Annotated in this window: 17 protein-coding genes and 1 pseudogene; 15 read left to right on the top strand and 3 right to left on the bottom strand. The window is 53.1% G+C overall.

What is annotated here, in order from left to right; all coding sequences use genetic code 11:
- The 6 genes and pseudogenes from HQN87_RS32170 to pyk form a co-directional block, all read left to right on the top strand.
- Positions 1 to 430 (top strand): annotated as a pseudogene (locus HQN87_RS32170) (DNA polymerase III subunit alpha); the annotation flags it as partial.
- 599 nt (positions 431 to 1,029) lie between these two features.
- On the top strand, positions 1,030 to 1,530 hold the full coding sequence (locus HQN87_RS29075; RefSeq protein WP_173140393.1) for a phosphatidylglycerophosphatase A family protein: 501 nt from the start codon (positions 1,030 to 1,032) through the stop codon (positions 1,528 to 1,530).
- 148 nt (positions 1,531 to 1,678) lie between these two features.
- Positions 1,679 to 1,867, top strand: a complete 189-nt coding sequence (locus HQN87_RS29070) for a hypothetical protein (RefSeq protein WP_036700684.1) — start codon at positions 1,679 to 1,681, stop codon at positions 1,865 to 1,867.
- A gap of 84 nt (positions 1,868 to 1,951) precedes the next feature.
- Positions 1,952 to 2,845: an acetyl-CoA carboxylase, carboxyltransferase subunit beta gene (gene accD, locus HQN87_RS29065; RefSeq protein WP_173140391.1), complete on the top strand. Its 894-nt coding sequence runs from the start codon at positions 1,952 to 1,954 to the stop codon at positions 2,843 to 2,845.
- A gap of 1 nt (position 2,846) precedes the next feature.
- Positions 2,847 to 3,848, top strand: a complete 1,002-nt coding sequence (locus HQN87_RS29060) for an acetyl-CoA carboxylase carboxyltransferase subunit alpha (protein ID WP_173140389.1) — start codon at positions 2,847 to 2,849, stop codon at positions 3,846 to 3,848.
- 375 nt (positions 3,849 to 4,223) lie between these two features.
- Positions 4,224 to 5,648 (top strand): pyruvate kinase, encoded by a 1,425-nt coding sequence (gene pyk / locus HQN87_RS29055; protein WP_173140387.1) that lies wholly within the window; start codon positions 4,224 to 4,226, stop codon positions 5,646 to 5,648.
- Between the two features lie 248 nt (positions 5,649 to 5,896).
- Here the strand turns inward: pyk and HQN87_RS29050 are convergent, their stop codons facing one another.
- Positions 5,897 to 6,634: a G1 family glutamic endopeptidase gene (locus tag HQN87_RS29050; protein WP_246553434.1), complete on the bottom strand. Its 738-nt coding sequence runs from the start codon at positions 6,632 to 6,634 to the stop codon at positions 5,897 to 5,899.
- Positions 6,635 to 6,734: 100 nt separating this feature from the next.
- On the opposite strand from HQN87_RS29050, the gene HQN87_RS29045 reads away from it, so the two are divergent.
- The 4 genes from HQN87_RS29045 to HQN87_RS29030 are packed head-to-tail and all read left to right on the top strand — an operon-like array spanning position 6,735 to position 9,118.
- On the top strand, positions 6,735 to 7,916 hold the full coding sequence (locus HQN87_RS29045; RefSeq protein WP_173140385.1) for an MFS transporter: 1,182 nt from the start codon (positions 6,735 to 6,737) through the stop codon (positions 7,914 to 7,916).
- A gap of 46 nt (positions 7,917 to 7,962) precedes the next feature.
- Positions 7,963 to 8,475 carry an acyl-CoA thioesterase gene (locus tag HQN87_RS29040; protein ID WP_173140383.1) on the top strand — a complete coding sequence of 171 codons (513 nt, stop codon included), beginning with the start codon at positions 7,963 to 7,965 and terminating at the stop codon, positions 8,473 to 8,475.
- A gap of 28 nt (positions 8,476 to 8,503) precedes the next feature.
- Positions 8,504 to 8,902 carry an FxsA family protein gene (locus tag HQN87_RS29035; RefSeq protein WP_173140381.1) on the top strand — a complete coding sequence of 133 codons (399 nt, stop codon included), beginning with the start codon at positions 8,504 to 8,506 and terminating at the stop codon, positions 8,900 to 8,902.
- Positions 8,903 to 8,938: 36 nt separating this feature from the next.
- The gene (locus HQN87_RS29030; protein WP_173140379.1) at positions 8,939 to 9,118 is read left to right on the top strand and encodes a hypothetical protein; all 180 of its coding nucleotides are present in this window, start codon (positions 8,939 to 8,941) and stop codon (positions 9,116 to 9,118) included.
- Positions 9,119 to 9,691: 573 nt separating this feature from the next.
- Here HQN87_RS29030 and ytvI read toward each other — a convergent pair.
- Positions 9,692 to 10,807 (bottom strand): sporulation integral membrane protein YtvI, encoded by a 1,116-nt coding sequence (gene ytvI, locus HQN87_RS29025; RefSeq protein ID WP_173140412.1) that lies wholly within the window; start codon positions 10,805 to 10,807, stop codon positions 9,692 to 9,694.
- 387 nt (positions 10,808 to 11,194) lie between these two features.
- On the opposite strand from ytvI, the gene citZ reads away from it, so the two are divergent.
- From citZ to HQN87_RS29005, 4 genes are all read left to right on the top strand, one after another.
- Positions 11,195 to 12,307 carry a citrate synthase gene (gene citZ, locus HQN87_RS29020; RefSeq protein ID WP_173140377.1) on the top strand — a complete coding sequence of 371 codons (1,113 nt, stop codon included), beginning with the start codon at positions 11,195 to 11,197 and terminating at the stop codon, positions 12,305 to 12,307.
- Positions 12,308 to 12,397: 90 nt separating this feature from the next.
- The gene (icd, locus tag HQN87_RS29015; protein ID WP_173140375.1) at positions 12,398 to 13,693 is read left to right on the top strand and encodes an NADP-dependent isocitrate dehydrogenase; all 1,296 of its coding nucleotides are present in this window, start codon (positions 12,398 to 12,400) and stop codon (positions 13,691 to 13,693) included.
- A 106-nt stretch (positions 13,694 to 13,799) separates the two neighbouring features.
- Complete coding sequence (mdh, locus tag HQN87_RS29010) at positions 13,800 to 14,741, top strand: malate dehydrogenase (protein ID WP_173140373.1); 942 nt, start codon at positions 13,800 to 13,802, stop codon at positions 14,739 to 14,741.
- Between the two features lie 23 nt (positions 14,742 to 14,764).
- Positions 14,765 to 15,190, top strand: a complete 426-nt coding sequence (locus HQN87_RS29005; RefSeq protein ID WP_173140371.1) for a hypothetical protein — start codon at positions 14,765 to 14,767, stop codon at positions 15,188 to 15,190.
- Between the two features lie 128 nt (positions 15,191 to 15,318).
- Here HQN87_RS29005 and HQN87_RS29000 read toward each other — a convergent pair whose 3' ends face one another.
- The gene (locus HQN87_RS29000) at positions 15,319 to 15,846 is read right to left on the bottom strand and encodes a GNAT family N-acetyltransferase (RefSeq protein WP_173140369.1); all 528 of its coding nucleotides are present in this window, start codon (positions 15,844 to 15,846) and stop codon (positions 15,319 to 15,321) included.
- Positions 15,847 to 16,181: 335 nt separating this feature from the next.
- Between HQN87_RS29000 and HQN87_RS28995 the strand changes: the two genes are divergently transcribed.
- Positions 16,182 to 17,054: an SDR family oxidoreductase gene (locus HQN87_RS28995; RefSeq protein WP_173140367.1), complete on the top strand. Its 873-nt coding sequence runs from the start codon at positions 16,182 to 16,184 to the stop codon at positions 17,052 to 17,054.
- Positions 17,055 to 17,079 lie beyond the last annotated feature (25 nt).

Below are 17,079 nucleotides of genomic sequence, written 5' to 3'. Positions count from 1 at the left end.
GCCCGGCGGTGCAGCTGGCGCCGCCGCTGCACCAGGCACGCGCACACCGGCGGCACAGCCGCCCGGTGCGCGCGCTGACGCGGCCGCTGCGCAGGCCGCGCCTGGGGCCCCGGCCGCGTCAGCCGCGCGGCCGGACAGCCCTGCCCCGCTGCGCCCGGGGCAGCCGGGTTCTGCTGAGCGCGCAGCAAGCTCAGCGGAGAGCACCGGGCGTGTCTTCATCAAGATCACGCCGGGTGCCGAGCTGAAGGGTCTGCTGCCGCGCCTTCAGGCGCTGCTGCAGACCCACCCGGGACCCGCAGCCACGCTGCTGTTCTACGAGCGCAACCAGAAGGTGCTGGCGCTCAGCGACAGCTACCGGATCGAGCCTTCAGAGGAGCTGTTCGCAGCCATCGAAGGTATGCTGGGAGCCGGGACCGTCCGGATCAAGTAGGAGCGGAGCTGCTGTGCGCTTAAGGGTATGTATTCCCTGTGAAGCAGCGGGACGGGACTACGTATCAACTTCAGGTATCCGCTTTAGCATGCTGTGACCGCAGCCGGAGGACTGATTCGTGTAATGTATTTAAGACAACAATCTAATAAGTTGCGGATCAATTGCTGTGGTAGCTTACACGTGATTCGCTGGGGGCAGTGCGGAGACTTCTCGGCAAGCAAGGCAGCCCGGCAAGCCCGGCAGACGTGAATGTTGTACATTTTGCAGCTTTGATCCATAGATCACCGGGTGGACGGAGAAGTGTTGCATGAATTGCAGGAATTGCTCCAATAAGCCGCTTGGAAGAGCCAGAATGCTGCCTTTTGTGCAACAATTGTAGACTTGCCCCGATTCATTGAGGGAAATGTTGCATGCTTGGCAGGATTCTGAGAAGTTATCAAGCTTAAACCTATTTTCTTAGATTTAAAGTTAGCACATCTCCGCCCTTTTCCGCATACATTAGGGAACCAATAGAGTGAACTTGGGAATCTGCCAGTCAACCTTCTTAAGTTCAGTTTATATAGCGGGACATGGTCCCGTGCGGAAAGGGGAGGAACAGGATGTCCTATCAAATGGCAGAGAATCTGCTGGAGCGCCGGGGAGTGTCGCTTGCTTCTATTGCGGAGATCGTCTATACTCTGCAATCGGTCTATTACCCGGATCTGACTGAGGATGAGTGCCTGACCAGTGTCAAGTCGGTGCTGAACAAAAGAGAGGTGCAGTATACGCTGATGACGGGGATTGCGCTGGATGAGCTGGCGGAGAAGAAGCTGTTGCCCCAGCCGCTTCAGGCCGTTATGGAAGCGGATGAATCGCTCTACGGGGCGGACGAGACTCTGGCCCTGGGCATCACGAGCGTGTACGGAATGATCGGACTGACCGGTTTTGGCTATCTGGATAAAATAAAGCTTGGAATTATCGGCAAATTGAATGATGATAAGGAAAGCATACATGTCTTTCTGGATGATCTTGTGTCCGGAATAGCGGCTGCAGCTTCAGCCCGAATCGCCCACCGGCATGAGGGTGCGAAGGTATATCCGCATGTTACGGGGACGGAATAACCGCTCTTCCGGCATTCGCTCTGTACGGCCTTCCGGTCATGCCTCCTTCCTGCCGGGCTTGCTTGCGGGAAAAAAGAAAACTGTGTTATCATAATTTCATTATATTCAGGATACGGCTGGATTCGAGATTAGGGAGGCCTTGCAGGGCATGTGGACGGTAATCTATATAGCGCCGACCGCCAAAGTGGCGGAGATGATCCAGAGGAAGCTTACGGAAGAAGGATTTCTGATCAAATGCCGTCCAATCAATATGTCCAAGCAGCAGTTTGAGATTCTGGTTCCTTCGGGAGAGCTTGAAGAAGTGCAGGAGGTCCTGAATCTGATTCTGCATCCATGAGAGTACAACTTTAGAGAGATAAGAGTATTCATGACAGCGGCAAGCTGCTATTTACGCAAATAAACGGCTGAAGAGGTGCGACCCTTGTTCAAAGATTTATTTCAGAAAAAACGGAAGTACGCGATCATTCCTTCAGAACGTCTGGAGCGAAGCGGCGGACCGGCGGAAGGCGAGCGCCCCAAACGTGAGATTCCCGAGGGCCTCATGAACAAATGCAACAAATGCGGAACGATCCAGTACAGCAAGGAACTGGAGAAGAACTTGAAAATATGCCCGTCCTGCGGCTATCATATGCGCCTGAATGCATCGGAACGGATTGCGATGACGCTGGACCCGGAAGGGTTCATTGAATTCGACAGCGAGATGGCTTCCGTTGATCCGCTGAAATTCCCCGGCTATGCCTCCAAGCTGGAACAGCAGCAGTCCAAAACTGGACAGGTTGAAGCCGTCATCACCGGCCAGGGAAGCATCGGCGGACATCCGGTTATTGTTGCCGTGATGAACTTTGAGTTCTTCACCGGCAGCATGGGGTCCGTGGTTGGCGAGAAGATTACAAGAGCGGTTGAAGAAGCTACGGAACGAAGACTTCCGATGCTGATATTCTCCACATCCGGCGGAGCCAGAATGCAGGAGAGCATTCTCAGTCTGATGCAGATGGCGAAGACAAGTGCAGCGCTGGCCCGGTTCAGTGAAGCGGGTGGCCTGTATATTTCCATAATTACTGATCCGACCACAGGCGGGGTATCGGCGAGTTTCGCCAGCCTGGGTGATATTATTATTGCCGAGCCGGGAGCGGTATTCGGCTTTGCGGGACGGATTGTCATTGAGCAGACGATCCGCCAGAAGCTGCCCGAGGATTTCCAGACGGCAGAATTCAATCTGCAGCACGGACAGCTGGATCTGGTCGTGCACCGTAAGGAAATGCGCTCCACGTTGACCAAGCTGCTGGAGCTGCATGATGTGAAAGGGGGATTTTAGGTTGGCAGGAGAGATGCCTTTTGAAATGCCTCTGGTAGAAATGCGCAAAAAAATCGCCGAATTGAAGCAGTTCGGCGAAGAGAAGGGCATAGATTTCAGCGATGAGGTAGCCCGGCTTGAGGAACGCTACAGCGAGCTGGAGAATGAAATCTATTCCAATATATCCCCGGCCCAGAAGATGCATCTGGCCCGTCATCATGTGCGCCCGACCTCGCTGGATCTGATCGGGCTTATCTTCACGGATTTCATAGAGCTGCATGGCGACCGCCTGTACGGTGATGATCTGGCTGTAGTCGGCGGGATTGCCAAGCTGAACGGCCGGCCGGTCACGGTCATCGGACAACAGCGCGGCAAAGATACTAAAGAGAACATTCTGCGCTTCTTCGGCAGTGCGCACCCGGAAGGCTTCCGCAAGTCACTGCGCCTGATGAAGCAGGCGGAGAAGTTCGGCCGTCCGATCATAACCTTTGTTGATACCAAAGGCGCTTATCCCGGCAATACCGCAGAGGAACGCGGACAATCGGAGGCGATCGCCCGCAACCTGTTCGAGATGTCGCAGCTTGCCGTACCGGTTATCTGTGTGATTATAGGCGAGGGCGGCAGCGGCGGAGCCTTGGCGATGGCCGTAGGCAACCGGGTCCTGATGCTGGAGAATGCGATTTATTCTGCGATCTCTCCCAATGGCGCGGCGTCTATTCTCTGGAAGGATGCCACCAAGGCGGAGCAGGCAGCGGAGGCCATGAAGATTACGGCGACGGATCTGCTGGAGATGCAAGTGATCGAGGAGATTATTGCTGAACCCAGAGGCGGCGCGCACCGTAATTATGAATCGACAGCGGAGGCGGTTAAGGATGCGCTTTGGCGTCACCTGGAGGAGATCTCCGTCATGGATGCAGCAGAGCTTAAGGAAGACCGTTACCTGAAATTCCGCAAGATCGGCGAGTTTTCCGAGTCGGTACTGGAGCAGGATTCCGATCAGGAAGAAGTGCAGATTGTAGAATGAACGCTAGCCTAACCTCAGGGTAAGGACTGCTTAGACGATACCGCTGGTTTGCACTTTTCGACATATCCCAGCTTATTCCAGTCCATAAGTGGGACAGGACCTATTATACATTTTTTCCCACTCTAATCATCCTGTGCTTCTTGCGGGATGATTTTTGTTTTAAGGGCAATCCTAATATTATTCGACTTTAATTTACAGCAAAAACAGGCACTAACATTGATTTTGTCTTCAACTTGCAGTAATATTCATAAGGGCGCAACAAAACGTGCATGTCTTTACATGTGATAAAGTTCCTATACAGAGAGCGAACCTTATAGTAGATTTTGTAGTTGGAAAAAGTGAGACAGAGAGAACGAAAAAACGGAGGAAAACCTAATGCGGAAAAGTAAAATTGTATGTACGATCGGACCTGCAAGTGAATCGTTGGAGAATATCAAAAAATTGATTTTGGCTGGTATGAATGTGGCCCGTCTGAATTTCTCCCACGGTGATTTTGATGAGCATGGAGCCCGGATCAACACGATCCGTCAAGCTTCCAAGGAACTTGGCAAGACTGTTGCCATCCTGCTCGATACCAAAGGACCTGAGATTCGTACAGGCAAGCTGGAAGTTGAACCGATTGAACTGGTACAGGACGAGTATCTGACATTGACTACGGAAGAGATCCTTGGCGACCAAAACCGTATCTCCATCACCTACAGCGACCTTCCTAATGATGTTCAAGTGGGATCAACCATCCTGATCGACGACGGCCTGATCGGCCTTACTGTTGTTGACATTCAAGGCACCGAAATCAAGACCCGTATTGTTAACGGCGGTACTATCAAGAGCAAGAAGGGCGTTAACGTACCAGGAGTTTCCATCTCCCTGCCGGGTATTACGGAAAAAGACACCAGCGATATCATTTTTGGGATCGGACAGGACATTGATTTTATTGCCGCTTCTTTCGTCCGCAAAGCCAGCGACGTTAAGGAAATCCGTGAATTGCTTGCGAAGCACGATGCTTCCCACATTCAGATCATCTCCAAGATCGAGAACCAGGAAGGTGTCGATAACCTGGATGAGATTCTGGCGGCTTCCGACGGCCTCATGGTTGCCCGTGGCGACCTGGGTGTAGAGATTCCTGCTGAAGATGTGCCTTTGGCGCAGAAGCTGATGATTCAGAAATGTAACATCGCTGGCAAACCGGTAATCACAGCTACCCAAATGCTGGATTCCATGCAGCGCAACCCGCGTCCTACCCGCGCTGAAGCGAGTGACGTAGCGAACGCAATCTTCGACGGAACAGATGCAATCATGCTGTCCGGTGAAACGGCTGCCGGGAAATATCCGGTAGAATCCGTACTGACCATGTCCCGCATCGCTGAGAAAGCGGAATCTGCCCTGAACCACCGTGAGATCTTCATGAAGCAGCAGATTGCTCAAGAAACTACTGTAACTGAAGCGATCAGCCAATCCGTAGCGATTTCCGCTCTGGACCTGAATGCCAAGGCGATCATTTCTTCGACAGTAACGGGCCACACGGCACGCGTGGTTTCCAAATACCGTCCGAAATCACAGATCATTGCTGTAACTACCCAGGAAAGAACAATGCGTCAGCTGGCGCTGGTATGGGGCGTAACTCCTGTATTCGGTCCTGAAGCTCATTCCACTGACGAATTGCTGGAAACTGCCCTTAACGGCGGTAAAGCTTCCGGTCTGGTCAAAGCAGGCGATCTTGTAGTGATTACTGCAGGTATCCCGCTTGGACGTTCCGGTTCCACTAACCTGGTGAAGGTAGACACGATTCCAGCCGACTAGGATTTGGAAGAATGCTCTGCAGCATGAATTTAATAGATAGATAAGAGCAGCGGTGCCTCATGCCGCTGCTCTTTGATTTTTAAATAGATGAAATTGTATGTTTTAAGTAGATATTTTGTGGATGGGTATTACTGCAGGTTGATGTAAATGCTGCTATTGTATATATTGGATTGAGGGTTTTTACGGGAAGCGGGATGATCAGGCTTTTTAAGCGAATGCCGTCCTTTAAGGGGACGGCGTAGCCGTTTTTACCTGGCGGCAGTTTTTCTGGACTTTCCGGCGGGCTGGCTTTTGGGATAGAGCCGTCTGACCGAGAAGGCATCTCCGCAGGAGCGCGGGGCTGAAGGCAGTGCCAGCAGGACATTATTCTGGATCATAATGCCGCCGTCGGAGGCTTTAAGTCCGGGGCTGCGTCCGTTGATCCGGCAGCAGGTGAAGCAGACCGGAGAGATTTTGGCCAGCGGTGCAATATCGAAGCCAATCTGCGGAGCCTCCACAATCCATTCGGCGGAGCTTTGCGGCCCGTTATAGCGCTGTACGGTGCGGAATACCCAGCACTTGCTGAGGTTGCGCAGGGTGATGCACCATTTGCCGGGACTGAGCTTGACGATGGAAGCCCGCATGTGGTCACCGGGAGATACCGGCAAGGGAATAACAGTCTCCGAGGCAGGAAGGATTTCCCACCAGGCATAATAGCGGACCTTCCCGTTTACCGATTCGTGGCCGGTTCCGGTCTGAATCAGACTGCTGTTCTTGAAGCCGTCGATGCCGATCCAGGCCGAGGAGAACGTAGCTTTTACTGTTGGCTTTACATAAGGGACGATCCAGTCGGCGGATATCCGCCGGTAGGTGCCCTTTTTGCCGGAGATCGCATAACCGCTCCAATTACTGGAGGTCCAGCCGAAGCCGGAATGGGCGGCTCTACCCGTATTGAGTTTATCCGTTAGACAGGGTTTGCTCCGTTTCAATCTATTGATTTGGCCCACTTGTCCACCGCCTTAATAGGTTTTGCTCTATTAAATGCAGCACTTGGCCAGGAAGGTTGGGTATTCTGTTAAAAAGAATGAGAGAGGACTTGTAATCCCCATGGAAAAAATAACAAAGCTGCGCGGGTTCTATCTGTTTCTGGGACTGGCCGGGGGCTCCTTCGGCTCTTATCTGTCGCTGCTGCTGAAATCGAACGGACTTGAAGTCAGCCAGATCGGCGTGCTGATGGCTATAGGAACCCTGATCGCAATCTGCGTCCAGCCCTTATGGGGAATGGTGTCCGACAGATATAACCAGGCGCGGCTGGTGCTTATTCTGAGTGTAGCGGTTCCGGCTGTGCTCGCTGTAATGTACCGCTCGGAGTATTTCATTGTGCTGATGCTGGTGTATACCGTGTCCACGATCTTCTCCTCCACACAGGCGCCTATTGCCGACTCCTACGCCATAGCAGCCGCGAACAGAGCCGGAGCGACTTACGGCAGCATCCGGATGATGATGAGCATAGGCGCTGCCGTAGGGGCCATTGCGGGGGGACAGTATGTGTCCAAATTCTCCGTATCGACGATCTGGCTGCCGTTCTTGCTGCTTAACAGCATTGCGGTGGTGATCGCCTTCACCCTGCCTAAGCAGGCCGAGGAGAATCACATGATGAGCCAGTCCTTCTCCCAGGGCGTCAAAAAACTGCTGGGCAACCGCATCTTTCTGGCTTTTTTGGGCGGGAGCTTCCTGGTCAACCAGACCATGACGGCGTTTGGCACGTATTTTGTCATTGCTTTCCAGTCTGTCGGGGGATCGACCGGCACTGCCGGAATCGCCCTGTTTCTGGCGTCGATTACCAATGTGCCTTCCATGTTCTTCGCCTCCAAAGTGATCCGCAGACTGGGGATGGAGCGGACGCTGCTGCTCGGCGCAACGATCTATGTGCTGCGCTGGGGGATTCAGGTGGCCTTCCCATACCCTTCGGTAATGATCGGGGTGCAGGTGCTTCATGGCCTTTCCTTCGGCTTTTTCTATATTGCAGCGGTTGAATATGTATCGAAGATTACCTCGGCGGAGATGCAGGCGACCGGGCAAAGTGTATTCAACATCGTATTCTCCGGCTTAGCCGGCATTCTCGGGAATCTGCTGAACGGAATGCTGCTGAATCAGGGCGGTGTTGGCCTAATGAACCTGTCGTGTATGCTGAGTGCGGCAGCGGGGGCGGCCCTCTTGTTCTATGTCGCCCGAAGCTCGCGGCGCAAGCTGCCGCTGAAGTCGGCATCCGGCGGTGTCAGCGCGTAGCTGTCTGATGATTGACGATGAAACTTTGAGAGAGAGGAGCATAAATATGAATCCACATCAACCGGGGTGGACCAGCCGCTGGCACAGTACCTCCCTGCGTGTGCGTTATCAGGAGACAGATCAGATGGGCGTGGTCTATCATGCCAATTATTTGATCTGGTTTGAGTGCGGCCGGACGGAGATGTTCCGCGAGCTGGGCTTCGACTACCGGAGGCTGGAGAGCCTGGGGCTATTGTTGCCTGTAACCTCTGCAGATTTGCAATTTAAAAGCCCGGCGCGATATGATGATCTTATCACCGTGTATGCGCGGTTAACGACCTTCTCGGCTCTGAGGGTTGTCTATGAATATGAAATCCGCCGTGTGGCGGCAGGCAGTGAAGGCGAAGAGTCCGGGACCGTTAAGGCGCATCCGGCGGACAGCGGCACTCTCCCCGGCGAGCTTCTGGTCAGCGGATCGACGAGCCATGTCTGGCTGAACGGGGAATGGAAGCCTGTGCGGATCGACCGGGCACAGCCTGAGCTGTTCGTTGCTATCCTGGCTGCGTTACAGGAAGAATAGCGTTAATGGAAGAAGAAGGAGGAGCAGTATGATCAGGAACAAATGGCTGTGGGCCGCACTTTTTGCAGTCCCGGCCGTGGAATTATTCGGTTTCATCTATGTCTCAAGTCTTCTTGGAGCGCCCAAGACACTGCTGATCATGCTGGCCACTTCGGTGATCGGTTTGCTAATGATGCGGTTCGAGGGCAAAAAAGTGCTGCAGGACAGCAAAACACATATGCAGGAGGGACGGGTGCCGGGACGGACGATGCTGGACGGCTTATGTATCTTTTTTGGCGGCCTTCTGCTGATTCTGCCGGGATTCGTTACGGATCTGATCGGCTTTACCCTGGTGTTTCCGCTGACCCGGCCGCTGTACCGGGTTTTTCTGCTGAAATGGATCGAGAAGAAAATGAAAAACGGGACGTTCACCTTCTACCGCAGGTAGAGCAGGGGAGCGCTGTAAGAAACATAGGAAAGAGAAGTGTGTGAAAGCGTTCGGCTGCAGTTGTGCGGCTGGGCGCTTTCTGTGCTTGGACCGGAGATCGCGCGGATAAGTGACGGTGAGGAGCAGAAGTGCACCTTAATCGGCTGGAAGTGTGCGGCAGGCGGGAAAGAGGAGCAGAAGTACACCTTGATGGGACGAAAGTGTGCGGCAGGCTGAAATGAGGAGCAGAAGTGCACCTGGATGGGCCGGAAGTGGGCGGCAGGCGGGAAGGAGGAGCAGAAGTGCACCTGGATTGGCCGAAAGTGGGCGGCATGAGAAAATGAAAGGGATAAATCCCTCTGATCCAGCCGAAAGTGAGCTATATGAGGAAATGAAAGGGATAAATCCCTCTGGTGCAGCCGAAAGTGGGCTATATTAGAAAACGAAAGGGATAAATCCCTCTGATTCAGCCGAAAGTGGGCGACATGAGGAAATGAAAGGGATAAATCCCTCTGATTCAGCCGGAAGTGGCCGGGAGGGGAAGCGGCGGCAACAAATCGCATCCATAGGTGTGTTGATGGGATGGATAGCCCCCGCAATACTGTTACAGAAGTAAATTAGTTTTAAAAAGCGTGCCAACTCCAGTGTAGCCGCACCATTCCCAACTGTAGCCGCATAAACCCCACTGTAGCCGCCCCACGCCAATCCCGATCTTAGCCGTGCAAACCCCATTGCAACCGCACCGCGCAATCCCGCGAGCCACGCGTTACTCCGATGTACGCGCCCTCTCTTTGAAGCACGCACCCCGCCCTAATGCAGCCTGCCGCTAAGAATATAGCTGCGCAGGGCGCGGAACACACCGGCGCGGGCGAACGCATCCAGAATAACGAGCAGCACCGGGCCGAGAATCAGGCCGAGCATGCCGAAGAGCTGGAGCCCGGCGAACATGCCGATCAGCATGGCGAGCGGATCGACTCCGATACTGCTGGCGAGCACCTTGGGCTCCAGCACCTGGCGGGTGATCAGAATGATGCCGTACAGCACCAGCAGGCCGATCGCCAGAGCCATGTTCCCTGTCATATAGGAATATAGTGCCCAAGGCAGGATCACGATACCGACCCCCAGATAAGGAATGAGATCAACGATGCCGATGGTCAGACCGATGGCGAAGGCGGAGTGAACTCCCAGTAGCAAAAGCCCGATAATTACAATCACCGCAGTTACGGAGATCAGCACCACCTGGGCACGGAGATATCCGAACAGCGCCTTACGCAGATTCTTCCAGATCTCCGACACCGGCCTCAGCAGCGGAGCAGGGAGCAGGGAAGTCAGCCTGGCGTTATGCCGTTCCCAGCCGGTGCTGAGGAAGAAGGCGGCCAGCACGATCACAATCAGAATGGTGCCCAGGCTTGGCAGCGAGGAGATCAGCTTCAGAATGAAATTGAAGAATCCCGTGATCATCTGCGTCATGGCTTGGCCTACGGTTTCTGTTGTTCTGCTGATATTGCTGTCAATGGTGGCATGATAGCCCGGGTTATCGTGGTAAAATTGGTTGATTTGGTTAATGATATTCTGAATGCTGGCATTGCGGCTTAAGGACAGCAGCAGCTCCCGCCATTGGTCGGTATGCAGATCGAAGGTCTGGAGCAGGCCGATCAGCTCTTTTACGAGCCGCGTGATCAGGGCAGTCAGGACAAGGACCGTGCCGCCCATATAGAACAGCAGCGAGAGGGAGACGGCCAGCCAGCCGGGAAGCTTCATTCCCTTCAAGATCAGCACCAGGGGATGCATAAGATAAGCCAGCATCCAGGCGAGCAGCAGAGGATACAGGAGCGGCAGCAATACATATACAGCCAGCAGGATCATTGCGGCAGCAAGCACGACCCATAGGCCGCGCAGCATTCTTTTAAGCACAAGTGTGTCGATCTTCGGTCCCTCCCACTCTGACGGATTGCCGGGAATCACTGCTCGTCTTATGTATATTCATAGGGAATATGAAAAGACTAGAAGCGGCACAAAAGGCAGATTGCGGCCTTGTCTGTAACCTGGAAGCGTAATCATGAAACAGTTATTGCGTTCGTTTTTTTCTATCTCTCCGATAAAATCATTTGATCCCCTTCATAGCTTCCACGTTGTTCACATAACCGTCAAAATCCGGTATGATAATTAAAGGATAAACAGCAGAAATTTAGTTGCAATCTCCACAGCCAGTCCTGATGCGTTTTTTCAGAGAGTTGAAATATTTGAAAATGTAAATGTTTACATGAGCTTTGAAGCGGCACTATATACCCTTGTTGGCAAAGGAGAGAGACTATGACAGCTACTAAAGGACTTGAAGGCATTGTTGCAACGACCTCCTCGATCAGCTCTATTGTGGATGGAGTGCTCACTTACCGCGGCTATGATATTGACGACCTTGCGGATAATGCCACGTTTGAGGAGACCGCTTATTTGCTGTGGTTCGGCAGTCTGCCGACGGTGCCGGAGCTTGAAGCTCTGCGGCGTGACCTCAGCTCATATGCTCCCATCCCGGAGCAGGTGCTCACTCAGATGAAGCTGTATCCCAAAGAAGCCAACACCATGGCCGCCCTGCGCTCAGCCGTATCCAGTCTGGCCCTGTATGATGAGGCTGCTGACGACATGAGCCGCGAAGCGAACCAGACCAAGGCGCTCAAGCTTCAGGCGCAGATTCCAACCGTAGTCGCCGCACTGGCCCGCATCCGCAAAGGTCTGGAGCCGGTGGCACCCAAGGAAGGCTTAACCATCGCCGAGAACTTCCTCTACATGCTGTGGGGAGAACAGCCGGATGCTGTATCGGTGAAGGCGCTGGACACGGCGCTGGTGCTTCATGCCGATCATGAGCTGAATGCTTCGACTTTTGCAGGACGGGTAACGGTTGCTACCCTGTCTGACATCTATTCCGGCGTTACTTCGGCCATCGGCGCGCTTAAGGGACCGCTGCATGGCGGGGCGAATGAAGCCGTGATGAAGATGCTGGAGGAGATCGGCAGCCTGGATGCGGTTGAACCGTATATTCAAGGCAAGCTGGAGCGCCGTGAGAAGATTATGGGCTTCGGTCACCGGGTATACAAGAATGGCGATCCGCGCGCCAAGCATCTCATGAAGATGTCCAGCGAGCTGGGAACCATGAAGAATGACACCAGTCTGTATGATATGTCGGTCAAGGTGGAAGAGCTGATTACCAGCCAAAAGGGCCTGAAGCCGAACGTGGACTTCTATTCAGCTTCGGTCTACACACAGCTGGGGATTGAACGGGAGCTGTTCACCCCGATCTTTGCGATCAGCCGGACATCGGGCTGGACGGCCCATATTCTGGAGCAGTATGAAGACAACCGTATCATCCGTCCGCGTGCGGAATATACAGGCATGTCCGACATGAAGTATGTCCCTGTGGACGAACGATAACAGGGCAGCCCTTGCGGGCTGCTCCACCCCTTTAGTACAATGAACTATATTAATGCTTGTACATCATACTTTTAGGAGGAATTCCCACAAATGTTGAAACTGGAACAATACGATCTGCCCACAGAAGGCGAACAAATTACAATCGAAGATGGCAAGCTGCTGGTTCCGGATCATCCGATCATTCCATTCATCGAGGGTGACGGTACAGGCCGTGACATTTGGAAAGCCTCCAAGCGGGTGCTGGATGCAGCTGTAGAGAGAGCCTACGGCGGTGAGAAAAAGATTGCGTGGTACGAAGTTTTTGCCGGCGAGAAAGCCTTCAATACATATGGTGAATGGCTGCCGAACGACACGCTGGAAGCTATCCGCGAGTATATCGTGGCTATCAAAGGCCCGCTGACCACTCCAATTGGCGGAGGTATCCGTTCTCTGAACGTGGCGCTGCGCCAGGAGCTAGACTTGTATGTATGTCTGCGCCCCGTGCGTTACTTCGACGGTGTTCCTTCTCCGGTGAAGCATCCTGAGCTGGTCGATATGGTTATTTTCCGTGAGAACACAGAAGATATCTATGCCGGTATTGAGTATCAGGAAGGCTCCGCCGAAGTGAAGAAGGTTATCGAATTCCTGCAGAAGGAAATGGGCGTTAACAAGATCCGCTTCCCGGAGACATCCGGTATCGGCATCAAGCCTGTATCCGAGGAAGGCTCGAAGCGCCTTGTCCGCTCCGCAGTAGAATATGCCATCAAGCACGGACGCAAGAGCGTTACACTGGTACACAAAGGCAATATCATGAAATTCACCGAGGGTGCATTCAAGAACTGGGGCTACGAAGTGGCTGAACAGGAGTTCGGCGACAAGGTCTTCACCTGGAACCAGTATGATGTCATCAAAGAACGCGACGGTGAGGCTGCGGCTAACGCTGCCCAGAAGGAAGCTGAAGCAGCAGGCAAAGTAATCGTCAAAGACGCTATCGCAGACATCGCGCTGCAGCAGGTCTTGACACGCCCGACCGATTTCGATGTCATTGCGACGCTGAACCTGAACGGGGACTATCTCTCCGACGCGCTGGCTGCCCAGATCGGCGGTATCGGTATCGCTCCGGGAGCGAACATCAACTATATTACGGGACATGCTATTTTTGAAGCTACTCACGGTACAGCACCGAAGTATGCAGACAAGGATGTTGTGAATCCGGGCTCCGTGATCCTCTCTGGCGTAATGCTGCTTGAGCATCTGGGCTGGCAGGAAGCTGCTGACCTGATCTACAAGGGAATGAGCACGGCGATTAACAATAAGACGGTTACTTATGACTTTGCCCGCCAGATGGAAGGCGCGACAGAGCTTAAATGCTCTGCTTTTGCCGACGAGATCATCAACCATCTGTAATTAGGCCAGGACGGATAGCACGACAAGTATAAGCTGCACATCTGTGTAGCTTATACTTGCGTCAGGCCGCTTCAAGGTCAGCATTATATTCGGAGGGAGGGGTACTATGGCCATCAAACGCTCAAAAATCACTGTCGTAGGTGCCGGATTCACGGGTGCAACTACAGCGCTTATGCTCGCTCAGAAGGAGCTTGGCAATGTGGTGCTGCTCGATATTCCGCAGCTTGAGAACCCGACCAAAGGCAAGGCGCTGGATATGCTGGAAGCGGGGCCTGTGCAGAAATTCGATGCTCAGATCACCGGGACCTCCAGCTATGAGGATGCAGCAGGCTCGGATATTGTCATCATTACGGCAGGAATTGCACGGAAGCCCGGCATGAGCCGTGATGATCTGGTCAACACGAATGCGGGTATCGTGAAGTCGGTCTGTGAGAATGTGAAGCGTGTTGCTCCGGAGTCCATTGTGATCATTCTGAGCAATCCGGTGGATGCTATGACGTATGTGGCGTACCATGCGCTCGGTTTTCCCAAGAACCGCGTCATTGGACAATCCGGTGTGCTGGATACGGCCCGTTACTGTACATTCATCGCCCAGGAGCTTAATGTGTCGGTGGAAGACGTACGCGGATTCGTGCTTGGCGGCCATGGAGATGATATGGTGCCGTTAGTGCGTTATTCCAGCGTAGGCGGCATTCCGATCGACACCCTGATTCCGGCAGAACGAATCGCCGAGATTGTGCAGCGTGCCCGTGTCGGCGGCGGCGAAATTGTCAGCCTGCTGGGTAATGGCAGCGCTTATTATGCTCCTGCCGCCTCACTGGTTCAGATGACGGAAGCCATTCTCAAGGACAAGAAACGTATCCTTCCGGTCATCGCTCTGCTTGAGGGTGAATACGGCTACGATAACTTGTTCATGGGAATTCCTGCACTGCTGGGTGCGGAGGGCATCGAGAGAATCTTTGAACTGGAGCTTACGGCGGAAGAGAAGGCGGCACTGGATAAATCCGCTGATTCTGTCCGTGCAGTAACTTCTGTAGTTACCTTGTAACATTCGAATTGGAGGAGATTACGATGGGTCACATTTTCTTTTTTCTGCATATGATCGGGACACTGGCGCTCGGTTTTTATCTCGTGCTGCCGTTTATTCTGAGCGGGACAGCCAAGTTATCTGCTCCGGCCAAGGAAGGTACCCTGAGTGCTATTGGCGGGTTTAACCGGTTTGCCCAATACGGGCTTGTGATCCAGTTGCTGACCGGCGGCTACATGATGACTAAGGGTGAATATTCAGTGCCCTGGATGATCATCGTTACTGTGCTGCTGCTGGCCATGTTCGCCTTCGGAGGGATCATGAGTAAGCCTTTGCGCCTCGCTGCGGCTGGGATGAGAGAGAACCGCGATGTCTCTGCCGAGACGTCCAAAATCCGTACCATGAGTATGCTGCTCATGCTTTCGCTGGTAGTCATGATCTTTTTCATGGTGTACAACACGATTATTTAAGCTGCTGCCCGGTCAGATTATCCGGGGATAGTTATTAAATAGCTCTGGAGGCTTCGGCTTCCGGGGCTTTTTGTTGTATGGAATGTGATCGGGAGCTGTTCCCATTTGTTAGACATTCGTTCACCCGTCTATTTCCCGGAAATCACCCGGTACTCCCGGTCCAGTATCGCGTAGAAGTATTGATTCACCCACTTGTCCTGCCAGAATAATTCCTCCCGGAATACGCCTTCGCGGACCATGCCTAACCTGTCCAGCACCCGGGATGAAGCCGTATTGAATTCATTACACATGGCAACCACTCTATGAGCCTTCCACTCTTCAAAAGCAAACTTCAAGGCTATCTGTGCAGCCTCTGTACAATATCCCTGTCCCCGGTATTCGGGAAAGAGGGAGTAGCCCAGCTCCCAGCTGTCGCGCTCTTGGACATACCAGTGGATACTCAGTTCCCCTATGGGGGTGTTCTCGGGGTCATTCAGCCTGATGACGTATTGCTTGTGCCAGTCACTGTTGATTTTCTCCGCTACCTCCTTCTTGACGGCTTCCTTATCGGTTGGAATGATCTCCTCGAAGGGCCAGAGGGAGGGGCTGGTAGTGATATCAACGATGTAATCTACATCGTCTAAGGTTGCCGGGGATAAAGTGAGTCTTGCGCTCATTTTGTGTTACCTCCTAATTTAGCTTTGATCTTGATACAAACTGAATCTATTTCAAGCTTAAGATAGAACCCCAACCGGGTATAGATAATGTTCTTTTTGGCAACGTTCCTTACTTACCGTACTATCGTTCGGCTATCCGGCTCTCAGGAGAGAATGACGTAAGAGTATGGGAAGCATTGAATGAAGATTTGTTGTTTGGCTGGCTCCCGAGTGTGGTAAGTAACATAACGTAAAGCAATTCAGGCAAACTACCAGGATGCATAAACACCAGACCTTAAGCCATGCTAACAAGAATGAGTTCAACATTATTGTGAACCGCGAAAGGAGAATGGATTATGCCAGACACAAGTAATCAGCCTACCAAAACCCTGCCTCCGCAGGTACAGGATCAGCAGCCCGGAATTGAAAGTGAGATGAATCCGCTTCCGGAGTTTGAGACACCGGCTTACAAGGCAGCAGGCAAGCTGCTGGGTAAGGCTGCGCTCATTACGGGAGGCGACAGCGGGATCGGGCGTGCAGTTGCCGTTCATTTTGCCAAAGAGGGTGCAGACGTTGTGATCTCTTATCTGAACGAGCATGAGGATGCGGAAGAGACCAAACGCCAGGTGGAGCAGGAGGGCAGAAAGTGCATTCTAATCTCCGGCGACATCGGGGTGGAGGCCTTCTGTCAGGAGTTGATTAATAAAACCGTGGAGGGGCTCGGCAAGCTGGATATCCTGATCAATAACGCCGCTGAGCAGCATCCGCAGGACAAGATCGAGGACATTACAGCCGAGCAGCTGGAGCGTACGTTCCGGACGAATATATTCTCCATGTTCTATCTGACCAAGGCAGCGATGCCTCATCTCAAAAAAGGCTCCACGATCATCAACACCACCTCCATCACGGCGTATCGCGGTAGCCCGCAGCTGCTGGACTATTCGTCCACCAAGGGAGCGATTCTCAGCTTCACCCGTTCCCTGTCGATGAATCTTGCGGAACAAGGCATCCGTGTAAATGCCGTTGCACCGGGCCCGATCTGGACACCGCTAATTCCGTCAACGTTTGACGCGAAGAAGGTCAGTGAGTTCGGCGCCACCCAGCCGATGAAGCGCCCGGGACAGCCCGAAGAGCTGGCACCGGCTTATGTGTATCTGGCCTCTGACGATTCTTCTTACGTGAGCGGACAGGTTATACATGTGAACGGCGGCGAGGTCGTCAACGGATGATAGCTTTCACAGGAATAATATGCTA

This window comes from Paenibacillus tritici (assembly GCF_013204885.1).
GTDB lineage: Bacteria > Bacillota > Bacilli > Paenibacillales > Paenibacillaceae > Paenibacillus_AQ > Paenibacillus_AQ tritici.
The sequence above is the reverse complement of the archived record's forward strand: the minus strand, read 5'-3'. Positions and strand labels throughout refer to the sequence as shown.

Coding starts and splice junctions, on each gene's coding strand:
- HQN87_RS29075 (WP_173140393.1), top strand. CDS start 1,030: ATGTCCTATCAAATGGCAGAGAATCTGCTGGAGCGCCGGGGAGTGTCG.
- HQN87_RS29070 (WP_036700684.1), top strand. CDS start 1,679: ATGTGGACGGTAATCTATATAGCGCCGACCGCCAAAGTGGCGGAGATG.
- pyk (WP_173140387.1), top strand. CDS start 4,224: ATGCGGAAAAGTAAAATTGTATGTACGATCGGACCTGCAAGTGAATCG.
- HQN87_RS29045 (WP_173140385.1), top strand. CDS start 6,735: ATGGAAAAAATAACAAAGCTGCGCGGGTTCTATCTGTTTCTGGGACTG.
- HQN87_RS29040 (WP_173140383.1), top strand. CDS start 7,963: ATGAATCCACATCAACCGGGGTGGACCAGCCGCTGGCACAGTACCTCC.
- HQN87_RS29035 (WP_173140381.1), top strand. CDS start 8,504: ATGATCAGGAACAAATGGCTGTGGGCCGCACTTTTTGCAGTCCCGGCC.
- citZ (WP_173140377.1), top strand. CDS start 11,195: ATGACAGCTACTAAAGGACTTGAAGGCATTGTTGCAACGACCTCCTCG.
- icd (WP_173140375.1), top strand. CDS start 12,398: ATGTTGAAACTGGAACAATACGATCTGCCCACAGAAGGCGAACAAATT.
- mdh (WP_173140373.1), top strand. CDS start 13,800: ATGGCCATCAAACGCTCAAAAATCACTGTCGTAGGTGCCGGATTCACG.
- HQN87_RS29005 (WP_173140371.1), top strand. CDS start 14,765: ATGGGTCACATTTTCTTTTTTCTGCATATGATCGGGACACTGGCGCTC.
- HQN87_RS29000 (WP_173140369.1), bottom strand. CDS start 15,846: ATGAGCGCAAGACTCACTTTATCCCCGGCAACCTTAGACGATGTAGAT.
- HQN87_RS28995 (WP_173140367.1), top strand. CDS start 16,182: ATGCCAGACACAAGTAATCAGCCTACCAAAACCCTGCCTCCGCAGGTA.